General features: G+C 71.9%; 14 protein-coding genes. 7 read left to right on the top strand and 7 right to left on the bottom strand.

Features of this window, described 5'->3' with window-relative positions; genetic code table 11:
- Positions 1 to 62 precede the first annotated feature (62 nt).
- The 3 genes from ACFRCG_RS19275 to ACFRCG_RS19265 all read right to left on the bottom strand — a co-directional run bounded on the left by ACFRCG_RS19275 (position 63) and on the right by ACFRCG_RS19265 (position 2427).
- Positions 63 to 620 carry a TetR/AcrR family transcriptional regulator gene (locus tag ACFRCG_RS19275; RefSeq protein ID WP_380032979.1) on the bottom strand — a complete coding sequence of 186 codons (558 nt, stop codon included), beginning with the start codon at positions 618 to 620 and terminating at the stop codon, positions 63 to 65.
- A gap of 125 nt (positions 621 to 745) precedes the next feature.
- A protein-coding gene (locus tag ACFRCG_RS19270) for an IS5 family transposase (protein ID WP_380032977.1) occupies positions 746 to 1731 on the bottom strand; the annotation gives its coding sequence in 2 pieces (ribosomal slippage) (positions 746 to 1321 and positions 1324 to 1731; 984 coding nt in all).
- 75 nt (positions 1732 to 1806) lie between these two features.
- A complete protein-coding gene (locus ACFRCG_RS19265; protein WP_380032975.1) occupies positions 1807 to 2427 on the bottom strand; it encodes a phosphatase PAP2 family protein in 621 nt (206 codons plus the stop codon).
- A gap of 222 nt (positions 2428 to 2649) precedes the next feature.
- Between ACFRCG_RS19265 and ACFRCG_RS19260 the strand changes: the two genes are divergently transcribed.
- On the top strand, positions 2650 to 3078 hold the full coding sequence (locus ACFRCG_RS19260; RefSeq protein WP_380032973.1) for a BlaI/MecI/CopY family transcriptional regulator: 429 nt from the start codon (positions 2650 to 2652) through the stop codon (positions 3076 to 3078).
- The gene (locus ACFRCG_RS19255; RefSeq protein WP_380032971.1) at positions 3075 to 4037 is read left to right on the top strand and encodes a M48 family metalloprotease; all 963 of its coding nucleotides are present in this window, start codon (positions 3075 to 3077) and stop codon (positions 4035 to 4037) included. The genes ACFRCG_RS19260 and ACFRCG_RS19255 overlap by 4 nt, the downstream gene beginning before the upstream one ends.
- A gap of 41 nt (positions 4038 to 4078) precedes the next feature.
- Here the strand turns inward: ACFRCG_RS19255 and ACFRCG_RS19250 are convergent, their stop codons facing one another.
- Both ACFRCG_RS19250 and ACFRCG_RS19245 read right to left on the bottom strand, forming a co-directional pair.
- The gene (locus ACFRCG_RS19250) at positions 4079 to 5470 is read right to left on the bottom strand and encodes an NAD(P)/FAD-dependent oxidoreductase (protein ID WP_380032969.1); all 1392 of its coding nucleotides are present in this window, start codon (positions 5468 to 5470) and stop codon (positions 4079 to 4081) included.
- 95 nt (positions 5471 to 5565) lie between these two features.
- Positions 5566 to 6009, bottom strand: a complete 444-nt coding sequence (locus ACFRCG_RS19245; protein ID WP_380032967.1) for an NUDIX domain-containing protein — start codon at positions 6007 to 6009, stop codon at positions 5566 to 5568.
- Positions 6010 to 6318: 309 nt separating this feature from the next.
- On the opposite strand from ACFRCG_RS19245, the gene ACFRCG_RS19240 reads away from it, so the two are divergent.
- Positions 6319 to 7494, top strand: a complete 1176-nt coding sequence (locus ACFRCG_RS19240) for an alpha/beta hydrolase (RefSeq protein ID WP_380032965.1) — start codon at positions 6319 to 6321, stop codon at positions 7492 to 7494.
- Positions 7495 to 7631: 137 nt separating this feature from the next.
- Positions 7632 to 8129 (top strand): Asp23/Gls24 family envelope stress response protein, encoded by a 498-nt coding sequence (locus ACFRCG_RS19235; protein WP_380032963.1) that lies wholly within the window; start codon positions 7632 to 7634, stop codon positions 8127 to 8129.
- Positions 8130 to 8279: 150 nt separating this feature from the next.
- On the opposite strand, the gene ACFRCG_RS19230 is transcribed toward ACFRCG_RS19235, so the two are convergent.
- Together ACFRCG_RS19230 and ACFRCG_RS19225 are read right to left on the bottom strand one after the other, a co-directional pair.
- Entirely contained in the window at positions 8280 to 8909 is a 630-nt protein-coding gene (locus tag ACFRCG_RS19230) for a DUF1707 domain-containing protein (protein ID WP_380032961.1), read from the bottom strand.
- Between the two features lie 4 nt (positions 8910 to 8913).
- Complete coding sequence (locus ACFRCG_RS19225; RefSeq protein WP_380032959.1) at positions 8914 to 9522, bottom strand: TetR/AcrR family transcriptional regulator; 609 nt, start codon at positions 9520 to 9522, stop codon at positions 8914 to 8916.
- 282 nt (positions 9523 to 9804) lie between these two features.
- Here ACFRCG_RS19225 and ACFRCG_RS19220 point away from each other — a divergent pair, with 282 nt between their 5' ends.
- From ACFRCG_RS19220 to blsF, 3 genes are all read left to right on the top strand, one after another.
- The gene (locus ACFRCG_RS19220; RefSeq protein ID WP_380032957.1) at positions 9805 to 11016 is read left to right on the top strand and encodes a hydroxymethylcytosylglucuronate/cytosylglucuronate synthase; all 1212 of its coding nucleotides are present in this window, start codon (positions 9805 to 9807) and stop codon (positions 11014 to 11016) included.
- A gap of 86 nt (positions 11017 to 11102) precedes the next feature.
- The gene (gene blsE, locus ACFRCG_RS19215) at positions 11103 to 12092 is read left to right on the top strand and encodes a cytosylglucuronate decarboxylase (protein ID WP_380032955.1); all 990 of its coding nucleotides are present in this window, start codon (positions 11103 to 11105) and stop codon (positions 12090 to 12092) included.
- Positions 12080 to 13057, top strand: a complete 978-nt coding sequence (blsF, locus tag ACFRCG_RS19210) for a CGA synthase-related protein (protein WP_380032953.1) — start codon at positions 12080 to 12082, stop codon at positions 13055 to 13057. The genes blsE and blsF overlap by 13 nt, the downstream gene beginning before the upstream one ends.
- Positions 13058 to 13069 lie beyond the last annotated feature (12 nt).

The raw sequence follows: 13069 nt of genomic DNA, 5'->3' as shown, positions 1-13069 counted from the left end.
CGATCTACATATTTTTTGGACAGGCGTGGACAGGCGTGGGCCGGAGCGGGTCCGGCGGGCGTTCAGCTCAGGAGGGCGGTGATGCGGCGGGCGACGCGGTCGAGCGGGTCGCGGCTGCGGTGCGCCCTGGCCAGGAGGAGGGCGCCCTCGACGAGGGCCAGGATGGTGACGGCGAGGTCGTCGGCGTCCGGGTGGTCGGCCAGTCGGGCGCGCAGGATCGCCTCCCAGGAGGTGTAGACCTCCGAACAGGCTTGCTGGAGCGCGTCGTTGGTGGCGGCCGTCTCCAGTGCGACGGTGGCCACGGGGCATCCCTTGAGCCAGTCCGACCCCTCCAGGCGGTCGCCCAGCAGGCGCAGTACGGTCTCGACGAACTCGGCGGCGGGCGCGCCGGATTCGGCCAGTCCTCCCATCGCGTCGCCGATCGACCGGCCGGCTCGGCGGACGGACTCGCCGACCATCTGGTCCTTGCCGCCGGGGAAATGGAAGTAGAGCGACCCGCGCGGCGCGCCACTGGCCGCGATCACCTGATTGAGGCCCGCGCCGAAGTAGCCGCCGGCCTCGACGAGATCGCGGGTCGCGTCCAGCAGTCGGTCGCGCGTGTCGGCGCCCTTCTGTCCCATGGAGTGTGAGACTAGACCGGTCTACATATTTCTTCAACCGGCGTTCCGCCCGGACGCGCGCCGGGTCGGGGGCGGCGGATCGACGCGACCGACTGGAAACACCTAGGGCCTGTTCTAGGTTCGGATCATGGCTGTGTGGGCAGGCTGCGGAGCCAGAGGATGGCGCCGCGTAGGTGGAGTCCGGCGAGGTAGCTGTCCGGGGTCTTGTCGGTCCGGAAGGCGATGCCGCGCCAGTCCTTCATCCGGTTGATGCAGCGTTCGGCGGTGTTGCGCTGCTTGTATAGCTCGGGGTCGTGGCTGACCGGGCGGCCGCCGTGTCGGCCTTTGCGTTTGCGGTTGGCGGCCTGGTCGGCCTTCTCCGGGATCACCGCCTTGATGCCGCGTCGGCGCAGGTAGGCGCGGTTGGCGCGAGAGGAGTACGCCTTGTCGCCGGCCGCCGCGTCCGGCCGGGTGCGCGGGCGCCCGACGGGCCCGCGGACCCTGATCTTGTCCATGACCGGGACGAACTGCGGGCTGTCGGCGGCCTGCCCGGGCGTCAGCACGATGGACAGCGGGCGGCACCGCCGGTCGGCGGCGAGGTGGACCTTGCTGGTCAGCCCGCCGCGGGACCGGCCCAGGCCGGCTGCCTTCAGTCGGGCTTTGCGCCGTCGGCGTTCCGCCCGCCGTCGTTCCCGCTCGGGGTCGGCCGGTTCCGGCGCGGTGTCGTTTCGTCCCTTTCGCGGAGCCCCTTTTCCTCGGTCACGGCTTTCGTCAGGTCGTCCAGGAGCGCGGGGTCCACGGCCATCCCGGCCGCGTGCTGGTGCGCGCGTGCGGTGGTCGAGTCGACGCCGACCAGGCCGAGATCGACGTCGCCGCGGGCTGCGGCCTCCGCGATCATCGCGTCCATGACGGACTGGAAGATCCCCGCGCGGGCCCACATCCGGAACCGGTCGTAGACCGTCGACCAGGAACCGTAGCGATCCGGGACGTCCCGCCACGGGCTGCTGGTCCGGAACCGCCACATCACCGCGTTGAAGTAGCTCCGCAGGTCAGGAATCGGCCCGGACACCCCCAACGGCAGGTGCGGCTCGACCAACTCCCACTCGCCATCCGACAGATCACCCCGGGTCATGCCGTCCGGTCTACCGCATTCCCCCGGACGCCGAGGCCGGAATGACCCGATCGTGATCCGAACTCAGAACAGGCCCTAGGTGTGGAGCAGGATCGGGCGCAGTGGGCCGGTGCGCAGGCGCGCCACGGTCGAGGTGGCGAGCCTGCGGGCCGGGAGCACGGTGATCAGGGCGACGCCGCCGCCGACCAGGGCCGCGGCGGCGATGTCGTGTGGATAGTGCGCCCCGACGTACACGCGTGAGGCGCCCATGAGCACGGCGGCGATCAGGGCGAGGACGCCGAGTCGGCGATCGACCAGGAGGAGGCCGACGGCCGCGGCGAAGGCGACGGTGGTGTGGTTGCTCGGGAAGGCGTAGTCGTTCGCCGCGGGGCACGCCTCCACGAGGAAGGCGTGCGGAAGCGCCCGGCACGGGCGCGGTTCGACGAAAGCGTCCTTGATGCCGGAGTTGACGAGGTAGGCGATTCCGGTGGCGGCGATGGTGGCAAGGGCCGCGGTCATGGTCGCGGCGTCGGCGCGCCTGGCCCGCCACCAACCGACGCAGAGGAGTACGACGAACAGGGCCGCGCCATAGGTCGTCCAGGCGAGGGCGGTCGCGTTGAGCCAGGGGGTGTCATGGGCGAAGTCGGTGACGGCGGTGTACCAGTCGCCGTCGATCCGGGCTCCGTCCATGGCTTGGTCGTACATGGGCGCGGTCATGGGATGAGGGCCTCTTCCGGGCATGTCGGGTCTTCGGATGGTGGGTGCCGGTATGGATGCACCACCGGGCCCGGGGGAACCGATCGGGGTTGGTCCACGTGTTCCGGTCGACGGTGCGCGCCGATGCGCGCGGGCGCGCCGGGGCCTGGTCGCGTAGACTCCGCCTCGGTGTCTACAGACTGTAGACGTCACGAACTGTAGACGATGCGAGAGGGTGTTGTCGTGACCACCGGTCGTGGCCGCCGGGCGGCGGGCGAATTGGAGAGTTCGATACTCGGTGTGCTCGGTGCGGCCGAGGGGCCGTTGACTCCCGGCGAGGTCCGCGCCGCGCTGGGGGAGACACTGGCGCGCACGACCGTGGTGACGATCCTGACCCGGCTGCTCGACAAGGGCGTGGTGACGCGTACGCCCGTGGGTCGGGCGTTCGCGTACGCGCCGGTCGCGGACCTGCCGAGCATGGCCGCCGACCGCATGCACGCCGAACTCGACCGCGAGCCCGACCGACGAACGGTCCTGGCCCGCTTCGTCTCGCGCCTGGGCCGCGCCGAGGAGCGCCAACTGCGCGAACTCCTGGACCTCGCCGCGGCCGATCCCCCCGTCGAACCCGAGCCGGGCGCGTCTCGACACCCCACGGAAGGGGGGTCGACGTGACGTACGCCGTATGGATCCCCCTGCTTGTGCCGCTCCTGCTCCCGGCGGTGGCGAGTGCGTCGCGCTGGGAGGTCCTCGCCGACGGGATGTCCCCACGCCGGGCGGTCCGGCTGTTCACGATGGCGGCCGTCGTCCTGGGCGGCGCGACGGTCGCCGCATTGGCACTGCTTGTCGGCGGCGCCCTGGTGCAACTCCCGGCGGTGGCGGTCCTGGGCGACTACACGCCCGCCGCGGTGCGCGAGGGAGCCCTCGCCGACCGGCCGATGATCGGCGTCCTGGCGGCGGTGGCGTTGACCGCCGCCCTGGTGTCCCTGGCGCGCACGGGGTGGCTGCTGTGGCGCGACCTGGTCGACGCCCGCCGACTCGGCCCGGTTTCGCCGGGGGGTACCGAACTGGCCGTGGTGGTGGACGAGTCGGCAATCGCCTACGCGCTGCCGGGCCGGCCCTCCCGTGTCGTGGTCAGTACGGCGATGCTGCGCGCGCTGGACGTGGACGAGCGCGAGGTCCTGTTCGCCCATGAGCGCGCCCACCTCGCCGGCGGACACCACTTCTTTCTCGCGGCGGTCGAACTCGCGGTGGCCGTCAACCCCGCCCTGCGCCCGCTTCGCACGGTGGTCGCCTACGGCGTGGAGCGATGGGCGGACGAAACCGCCGCGGAGGCTGTCGCGGACCGCCGGCTGGCGGCCCGCGCTCTGGCCCGTGCGGCGCTCGCCGCGCACACGGGCCCGCGACGCTCGCGCCTCGCCCTGTCCGTGGTCGGCGGACCGATGCCCCGACGCGTCGCCGCGCTCCTGGCACCCATCCCGCAACGGCGCCACCCCAAAGCCCGCGTGGCGGCAATCCTGCTGGCCGCCTGCGTCACCATCACCTCACTCGGCGTCGCCGACGCCGCACACGACCTCCACGGCAACGTGGAAACCGCTCGCGACACGGCGGCGTCGTCCTCCGGCAGCAGATGAGAATCCGGCCCGCCGGCGCCGAGCGTGCGCGGGCGGCGGCGTCAGTCGGCCAGCAGTTGGAGCAGGTGGGTGCGGGTGAGGCCCTGGGGGCCGGAGTTGGGTGGGGTGGCTCCGGGCTGGGGGGTTTGGAGTTTGCGTCGGACGGTCGGGCGGGTGAGTACGTCCGCGGGGAGGGCCAGGCACGTGGCGGTCTCCAGGAGGGCACGGAAGAGGTCGGCGTCGTGGAACGCGGCCGCGCCGAACGGGCTTTGGGCGGGGGGTGGTTCGGCGGTGCGGTCCGGGTTCATCGCGGCGGCGCGAGCGCGGTCGGCGACGAGTTGGTCCCGGTGGTACGGGGTGACGACGCGTTCGGTGGCCTCGTCCCATGCCAGGGGGAACTCGGCCGGGGCATCGGCGTGTTCGCGGAGCACGTCGCGCAGCAGTTGGGCGTGGACCAGGCCGACGCTGAGGCCGCGGGCGGCGGTGGGGTTGGTGCACGCCCACGCGTCGCCGACGGCCGCGAAGCCGGTGACGACCGGGCGCCCGTCCACCACGAACCGGCGGCGGCAGTCGAGGATTCCGGCCATCACCACGATGTCGGTGACGGGTGTACCGGCGAGCCAGTGGGCCTGGGCCGGGCAGGCCGCGACCACCCGGGTGAAGATCTCGGGATCGCGGAGCGCCTTGAGCGGCGTGTCGCCCGAGGTGGTGACGACGGTGACGGACCAGGTGTCGTTGTCGCCCGGAATGGTCAGCAGGGCGAACGTGTCGTATTCGGTGTAGGGCGCACCGCGTCGCACCGGCTGCCGCGGGCCGGTGAAGTAGCGGGTGTAGTAGGCGAATCCGCCGTCCTCGGCGTCGACGGCCGGCTCCTGTGCGCCGATGTCGGCAAGCCAACGCGCCGAGCGTGTGCGGCGGCCCGTCGCGTCGATCACCAGGTCGGCGTGGGCCTCGGCACCGTCGGCGGTGCGGACGCCGGTCACATGGGTGGTGTCCGCGAGCACCGGTGTGCCGGTGAGCAGGCCGGCGATCCGGACGCCGCGATGCACACGGATGCCGGCGGCGACCGCGGCCGCCGCGAACACCGCCTCGACGACGGGGCGTCGGCCGGTGAGGAAGCGGAAACGGTCGTCCTCGGGCCGGGGGACGTAATCGGTGATGCTCGGCGGCAGCGGATGCAGCGCGCTGCCCTCGAAGCAGCCGGCCGCCACGAGCCGCTCGATCACATCGGGCAGTTCCTCGGCGAGTACGCCCCGAAACCGGGGCAGCAGGTTGTGCGGCTGGCGAAACTGCGCCACGCCCGGACGCTGCCACGCGGCCCACGCCTGCGCGGGGTCCTCGGGCGGGAGGGATGGGTCGCCCTCGTACACGGTCACTTCGTGCCCGTCACGGGCGAGCAACAGGGCCGTGGTCAGACCCACCACGCCGGCGCCGCAGATGATGACCGATGCCATCGGACCTCCCTCGTCTCGATCCGCCACGGTGGCACGCGGTACGGGGGTGACGCGACCGAATTCGGGGACGAGCACCGCGACGGCGGGCGATCGCCTCAGGCGGCGAGGGCGCCGGTGCGGCGGAGCAGCGGGAGGATGTGATCGGTGACCGCGGGGGCGAGGCGCAGGTGGTCGTCGCGCCCGGACGTCCAGCGCAGGTCGGCGAGTTCGGCGGCCGGTACGGGGTCGCGGTCCAGGCGGGTCTCGAAGACGGTGAGTCGCATGGGCACACCCTCCAGGGCGGCGACGGAGTCGAAGTCGGCGAGGAAGCGCGGTGCCACGAGCCGCGCGCCCAGTTCCTCGTCCAGTTCGCGGCGCAGCGTCTGCAGCGGGTTCTCGCCCGGGTCGGGCTTGCCGCCAGGCAGGTAGAACAGATCCGGCGCCGCCTTCTTGCTGACCACCATGAGACGCCGCGCGTGCACGATGGCCGCCGCGACGACGATCAGCGGACCGTTCGGGTCGAGATTGGGTATGGAATCCGTCCGATCCTGGTGCGTCATGTACCGGATTCTGTCATCCGGGTCGGGCGCCGTGGCCGGCGAGGCCGTACCGCTGCGGGTGCAGGTCGGGTCGAGCGCTACCGCGCAGGTTTACCCGCGATGTCCACCGTGTGCGGGAGGACAGGCCGCCTCGGGTCGGCCAGGGTTGCGCCAGGTCGGGCCCGCGTGGGGGCACATCGATACGGCGAAGAGCCGGCGGGGGTGTTCGTGGACGGCACAAACGACGAAGACGGAACGAACGGAACGCACGCACCGGGGCGGGGTGGGACCCGGGGTGGGCCCCGCGCATCGGGGCGCGTCCGCCGTCGCGTGCGTCGCGCGGCGATGGTGTGCGCCGTCGCGGCGGCGTTGATCGCGGCCGTGGTGGGCGTGCCGACCCAGGCGCAGGCGTTCCCGCCGCCGCCCGCACCGCCGCTGCCGGCGGCGAACTCGCACGGCATCACGCTCACCCAGTGGACGAACTCGAACCTGCTCAGCGATCGCAAAATGTACGACGCCACGATGACCACCTCGGCGATCATGCGGGCGCGCGGCGGTACGCCGTCGATCGACCCGGTCACCGTGCCGGTCAAGGTGCGGATCTGGCTGCCGGACGACTACGCGACCGATCCCGCCAAGGCGTATCCGGTGTTGTACCTGCTGCACGGCGGGTTCGGCGACTTCGAGCAGTGGTCCGAGTCGGACGCGGGCGACGCGCCGAACACGATCGACCGGCGCACGTTCAAGGGCATCGTGGTCATGCCCGAGGGCGGCAAGGCCGGTTGGTACACCGACTGGGCCGGACACACCCAGGGCAACTTCGCGCCGATGTGGGAGACGTTCCACATGCGGCAGTTGGTGCCCTGGATCGACGCGAACTTCAACACGATCGACAACCGTTCGGGACGCGCGATCGCGGGTGTGTCGATGGGCGGACTCGGCGCGCTGCGCTACGCCGCCGATCTGCGGGACCGGTTCTCGGCGGTTGGGGCCTTCTCGGGCGGCACCACGCTCGCCGACGACCGGGCGTTGAACCGGGTGGCCGACTCGATGCTCGGCTATGGCGCGGCGACCTCCTGGAACGGGCTGATCGACCCGAACTACCGTGTGTTCGGTACCCCGTTGGAGCGCACCGAGGCCGTCTACGGGCCCCAGGCGAACTGGCCGGCGATCACCCCGGTGGGCATGGCCGGGGCGGGCAAGTACGCGGATTACGCGGGCAGTTCGGGCAAGTTCGCGATGTACTCCGGTGGCGCCGACGGCCGGGGACTGCCCAGCGGGCAGGGGGAGTCGGACATCAAGACGTGGAACGACCAACTGCGCGCGGCCATCGGTACGTCGTTCACGCCGCGCTACTGCACCGGTCCCGGTGAACACGGCTGGGACTACTGGCGTAACGACCTGCGCGACTTCATCCAATACGTGTACGGCGCCACGCCGCCCGCGCACTGCACCGAGAACGGCCGTACGGGGAACACGGGCGGTGTTCCGTGGGTCGCCATGTAGGCCGGGGCGCGCCGGCGGGAATGAGTGCGCCCGGCGGGGGCAGACGGCCGGTCACGGAGTCTGTGGGTGGCGGGCACGAACCGAGGCCCGGAACCGCAGCTGTAACCCTGGCCGTAGCCGAAGAAGGGTCGCGTGTGATGGCTGAGTCGAAGAACGTGACGGATACGGTGGCGATGGCGCCCGAGGTCGTCGGCGGCGCGGGACTCGCGCCGGGTGGGCCGGACCGCTCGCCGCAAACGGTGGAGCCGACGACCGCGGGCACGCGTGGTCGCACCGCGATCGCCGACGGCGTGATCGCGAAGATCACCGGTGTGGCCGCCCGGGAGATCGAGGGCGTGTACGCCCTGGGCGGCTCGGTGGCGCGAGCGCTGGACGCGGTGCGGCAGCGGGTACCGGGCGGTCGGCCGAACGTGGCGCACGGGGTGAGCGTGGAGGTCGGCGAGCGCCAGTGCGCCCTCGACCTGAACCTGGTGGTGGAGTACGGCGTCCCGATCGCCGAACTGGGTCAGGCGGTACGCGGAAACGTCATCGCCACGGTCGAGCGCATGACCGGCCTGGAAGTGGTCGAGGTGAACGTGGCCGTCGACGACATCCACCTGCCCGGCGACGACCACACATCCACCCGGGTCGCCTGATCCCCCCGCCGTCCGCCGCACGGCACACCCGCGGGCCACCTGGCGGACACGTTCCACCCGGTTCCGCTCTCGGTGTAGCCACGCCAGGGTGAACTTCCGCTCGGAAAGCGGTGGTTGGGTCCGAGTGTGGGTGACGACGGCTTCGCCGGGTCAGCTCTTCGGGGGTGATCCGGCGGGCTGCTTGTTCCGGGTCACGACGGCGCCGAAAAGGGCGAAACCCCTGATCACGACGCGTGGTGTGGCGGGCTTGTCGAGTTTGCGGGCGACCCGTTTGTCCACGACGCCGAACAGGCCGAACCCCCTGACCTCGACCTCGATGTCGTCCGGCACCAGGATCCTGGTGCCGCCCCAGAGCGAGACGGCCCGGATCTCGGTGTGCCGGCCGGCGAAGCGGGCCTCGGACAGATCCAGTCGGCCGCCGCCCCACATCGACCAGACGGTCAGGCGCGACGGGACGACCCACTCGCCCTTGCGTTCGAAGCCGCTGAAGATCCCGGATACGAAGCGGCCGGAGGTGGGCGCGCGGTCCACCACGAGGGTGTCCCGGGGGCCCGGTTCGGGGAGGCCGCGGCAGGCGACCTCCAGTTCGGCGCGGGTGCGCGCCGCGTGCACCTCGTCGAGCCGGGGCCCCAGTCGGTCCACGGCGAGCCGGCCGTTCTCGACGGCGCCGCGCAGGCGTTCCTCGGCCCGGTATCGGTCGTCGTCGGCGGCGAGGACCAGCTGCTTCGGGTCGCTCGCAACGTGCCGCTCGGGGTCGGGGTGTCCGGGGTCGGCGGTCATGGCGTCATCCTTCGAGGTGGGTGGCGAGGACTGCGGACAGGGCGGTGCGGAAGGCCTCGTCGTGGCCCGGGTCGTCGGGATCACGGCCGAGGTCGGTGAGCCAGTACCGTCGGCCCATGGCATAGCCGTAGGAGCCGGACAGGGCCAGGAGGACGACCATCTCGATCCGGGCCCGATCCGGCCCCCCGGGCGGGGGGAGCACGCTGCGCACCCCCTCTTCCACGGCGTCGACCAGTTTGGAGAGGTTCGCCCCGGGCGTCTCGACGTCCCAGTCGTGCAGTTGGGACCAGGCCCACAGCCGTACGTAGCGCTCGTCCGCGACGATGTCGAACAGGACCCGCGTCATGCCGCCCGCGAAGGGCACGCCCCCGTCGGCGCGCATACGTTCGCGGACCAGTTCGCGTTTGCGCTCGTTCTCGCGTTGCAGGACGGCCCGCACCAGTGCCCGGTACGTGCCGAAGTAGTGCGTCACCAGTCCGTGTGTCACACCGACCGCTTCCGCGACCCGGCGCAACCCCACACCGTCCGGGCCGTGTCGCGCGATGAGTTCGGTGGCGGCCTCCAGGATCTCCTCCCGTGCCTGCTCGGGCGTGCGCCTGCGTCGTCCGGTCATGACCCTCCTATTGGCAAGGTGGATAATAAGCTGTTGGCCACCTTGCCGACAAGGCCGGGCGGACCGGCGGGGATTGGCGGGAGTCGGCCCGTGGGCGAGCCGTTGTCGCGTCCAACGATGCCGATTCTCATATAAGCGATCCGTATTCTCGGATCGTTGAAATTCCGATGGAAATAGCATTCGTGCATACGGGCGAATCTCGACTAACTGGTTGCATGGCTCCGGGGCGGCGACCTAGATTGATGTCGCCAACCGCCGACCGGGAAGTCGAGACGGATTCAATTGCGCACTGATTCCAGTACACGAACCGTAATCGTCTCCGGAGCGGAATTCGGCTGGGGCAGCTCGGGAAAACTCGGCGCGATCCTCGCGGCCTTGCACGAACGCTCGGCCGTGCCGCTGCGATTCGTCGGCCTGGCCTCCGGGCTCGGCCGGCCGGTGTTGTCCGAACACGCCATCGAGCGCTGGTACGACCTGCCGGACGACGCCGAGGACGTACCCGAAGCCGTCGCCGCCGTCGCCGGCGCGGAAGCGGCGGTGGCCGCGGTCGTCGTCCTGGACGGTGCCGTCGCCAAGGCGACGGAGGCGGCCGGCGTACCGACCGTGTTCGTGGACAGCCTGCCGTTCATGTGGGGCGAGGGGGACCGGGCGGCGCTGCCCTTGGAGGCGACGGTCTACTGCGCGCAAAGGTGCGTCGAACTGCCCGCCGAATGCCGGGACGTGCTCGCATCCGTGCGAGCGCTGCGCTGGGTGGGCGCAGTCGTCGGCACCCCGCCCCGCGCCGAGCGGTCGGCCTCCGCCGGCGGTGCCCACCGCACCGCCCTGGTCAGTCTCGGCGGCCTGCGCGCACCTCGGCTCGCCGACTGGACCGCCTATCCGCGCATCGTCGTTCCCGCCGTCCTGGAAGCGCTCGCGGCCCACGGGGTGCACGAGGTACACCTCGCCGGCAACCTGCCGGCCGACCTCGCCGGGCGCCTCGTGGACGCGTCGATCACCCCGCCACATGTGACCACGGGCGCGCTCGCACACGGCGAGTTCCTGGACCGGCTCGCCGGCTGCGACGTGCTGCTGACCTCCCCGGGCCTGACCACCCTCCTCGAAGCCGGCCGGCAGCACGTGCCCACGCTGTGCCTGCCGCCACAGAACCTCAGCCAGATCTTCAACGGCCGTTTCCACAGCCGCGCGATCGGCACGAAGACCCGAATCACCTGGCCCAAGGCGGTGTTCGCCGAAGAGGAGGCGCTGTCGCTGCGCACTCGCGGCGAGGACCACGCCCTGGAGCGCATCTACGCCGGAATCGCCGCGGCGGCCGCCGACACGGCGGGCCGGAGCACGACCGTCGTGTTGCGTGACGCCATCCTGACCGCGTTGCGCGGCGCCGCCGCCGGGGCCGACGACTGGGGCGCGCTGACCGCGACCGTCGGTGTCGACGGGGCCGCGGACGTGGCCGACGCCCTGCTCGCGCTCCTGCCGGGCGTACCCCGCGCCGCCTGACCGCCGCACACCCTCATCCGTCGTCCGACCCCGCCACACCCATACCCATACCCGCCCCGCCTCCGACCGGCCCGAAGGGGTCCCCTGTGCGTGAGCGTCATCGTTATCTGTTCATCCGGATTCTGGAAGCCTGCAACGCCGACTGTTTCATGTGTGACTTCGCGTTGTCGCGCGACACATTCCGCTTTTCGCGCGAGGACTTCGCCGACCTGTTGCCGAAAGCCCGCGCGGCCGGCGTGGCCTATGTGCGCTTCACCGGCGGCGAACCCCTCATGCACCCGGACGTGGTGGACCTGGTGCGCTCCGGCGCGGCGGCCGGTATGAAGATGTCCCTGATCACCAACGGCTCGATGTTGCCCAGGATGGCCGAGCGGCTGGCCGAGGCGGGCCTGGCCCAGGTGATCGTCAGCCTCGACGGGGCGTCCGCCGCGACCCACGACGTCTACCGCCGCTCGCCCGGCATGTTCGACAACGGGCTGCGCGGACTGCGCGCCGCCGCCGACCTCGGCGTCCTGCCCCGGGTCAACACCGTGGTCGGACCGCACAACTACCACGAAATGCCGCTGCTCCAGGAGGTGTTGACGCGCGCCGGAGTGCGACAGTGGGAGTTGTCCGCGCTGAAACTGGATCGCAGCATCACCTATCCCGACCCCGACGACGTACGTCGCGTCTGCGACCGCGTCTACGACGCGGACCCGAATGTGCTGCTCGTGCCGTTGGGCAAACGTTTCTACGGTGACGAACCGGCGGAACAGGAACGCTACTTCGCAGAATCCGTCACCCCGCGCGCGTCGCTGCCGCAGTGCCACGTCGCCGACGACGTCATCTACATCGACGGCAAGTACGGGCGGATGTACGCGTGCAGCTGCATCCCGCACCGCGAAGGGGACGACGGGCCGGGCGGCGCGCCGCTGCGCGAGGGCGGTGTGATCGACCTGGACACCCCGGCGTTCCGTGCGCACGCCGACTTCTACCGCGAACGCGGACCCCTGGTGTGCAACGGCTGTTCCACCACGGCGGCCGGCTACAGCGACGACGTCGCCCGGCTGGGGACGGTGACGGCATGGCAGTACTGACTCCCCGGGAAGGGGCCGACGCGCGACGAACGGCCGGCGCGGATCCCGGACCGGGCTCCGCGGTACCGTCCGCCGAGTCCGCGCGGCGGATTCTCCTGGTCTCCCGCGACGAGCACCTGGACTCGCTGCTCGCCCGGCGCCGGATCGCCGCCCATCTCGGCGACCTGCGGCCGGTACGGGAGGCGCCCGACGAGCCGCCGCCGGACGTGGTGTTGCTCTGCGACGACGAGGACGTCACCGGCCGACTCCGCGCGTCCGGCCTGCCGGTCGTACACCTGACGTCGGGTCACCGCCCCCCGGGCGACCCACCCGCGCGCGTCGACGGTGTGGTGCAACGGGTCCATCGGCCCGGATGGTTGCCCGACCCCGCCCCCGGCGCCGGCGAGGCCCGAGCCACCGGCCTGCTCGTGCCCGCCCGCTCGGCGCGCGGCCGGCAACGCGGCGGAACCCTGCTGTTGTTGTCGGCATGGGGGGTGCCGGCCGCCGAGGCGGACACCTTCGCCGCCGAGACGGTGCCCGCGCTGGTTCGGGCGGCGCTGCGCCGGACCGGTCGATGCGACGTGGTGTGCGATACCCGGCTGAAGCCGATCCGCGCCGCGCTGGCGGGGCTCGGCAACGACCGGCGGGTGCGGGTGAGCCGCGCGGTCGACGTGGACGTGGACGCGCTGCACGCCGAGGCCGAAGTCTTCCTGGCCGCGCCGACGTTGGGCGCCGTCGCCCTGGCCCGCGCCCGGCGTGCGCCGCTCGTGTTCCTGCCCGCCCTGGGCGAGAGCCAGCGCGATCTGACCGCCCGAATGCGGCGGTTGCTCCCCATTCCGCTCGTCGACGATCCCGAGCACGACGTGGTCTGGGAATCGTCCGACGGCACCGTGCCATGGGACGTACTCGACCCCGAGGCGGACGATCTGCGCGGCGCGCAACGCGTCGCCCGCACACTGCGCCAACTCGCGCTCGCACCACTGTGAGCGGCCCGGTAC

Source organism: Embleya sp. NPDC056575, from assembly GCF_042793325.1.
Classification (GTDB): Bacteria; Actinomycetota; Actinomycetes; order Streptomycetales; family Streptomycetaceae; genus Embleya.
This window is presented reverse-complemented; position numbering and strand designations above follow the sequence as displayed.

Excerpts from the sequence above, each read along its gene's own strand:
- ACFRCG_RS19230 (WP_380032961.1), bottom strand. The coding sequence starts at position 8,909 with ATGACCGCCGACCCCGGACACCCCGACCCCGAGCGGCACGTTGCGAGC.
- ACFRCG_RS19250 (WP_380032969.1), bottom strand. The coding sequence starts at position 5,470 with ATGGCATCGGTCATCATCTGCGGCGCCGGCGTGGTGGGTCTGACCACG.
- ACFRCG_RS19245 (WP_380032967.1), bottom strand. The coding sequence starts at position 6,009 with ATGACGCACCAGGATCGGACGGATTCCATACCCAATCTCGACCCGAAC.
- ACFRCG_RS19265 (WP_380032975.1), bottom strand. The coding sequence starts at position 2,427 with ATGACCGCGCCCATGTACGACCAAGCCATGGACGGAGCCCGGATCGAC.
- ACFRCG_RS19225 (WP_380032959.1), bottom strand. The coding sequence starts at position 9,522 with ATGACCGGACGACGCAGGCGCACGCCCGAGCAGGCACGGGAGGAGATC.
- blsF (WP_380032953.1), top strand. The coding sequence starts at position 12,080 with ATGGCAGTACTGACTCCCCGGGAAGGGGCCGACGCGCGACGAACGGCC.
- ACFRCG_RS19275 (WP_380032979.1), bottom strand. The coding sequence starts at position 620 with ATGGGACAGAAGGGCGCCGACACGCGCGACCGACTGCTGGACGCGACC.
- ACFRCG_RS19235 (WP_380032963.1), top strand. The coding sequence starts at position 7,632 with ATGGCTGAGTCGAAGAACGTGACGGATACGGTGGCGATGGCGCCCGAG.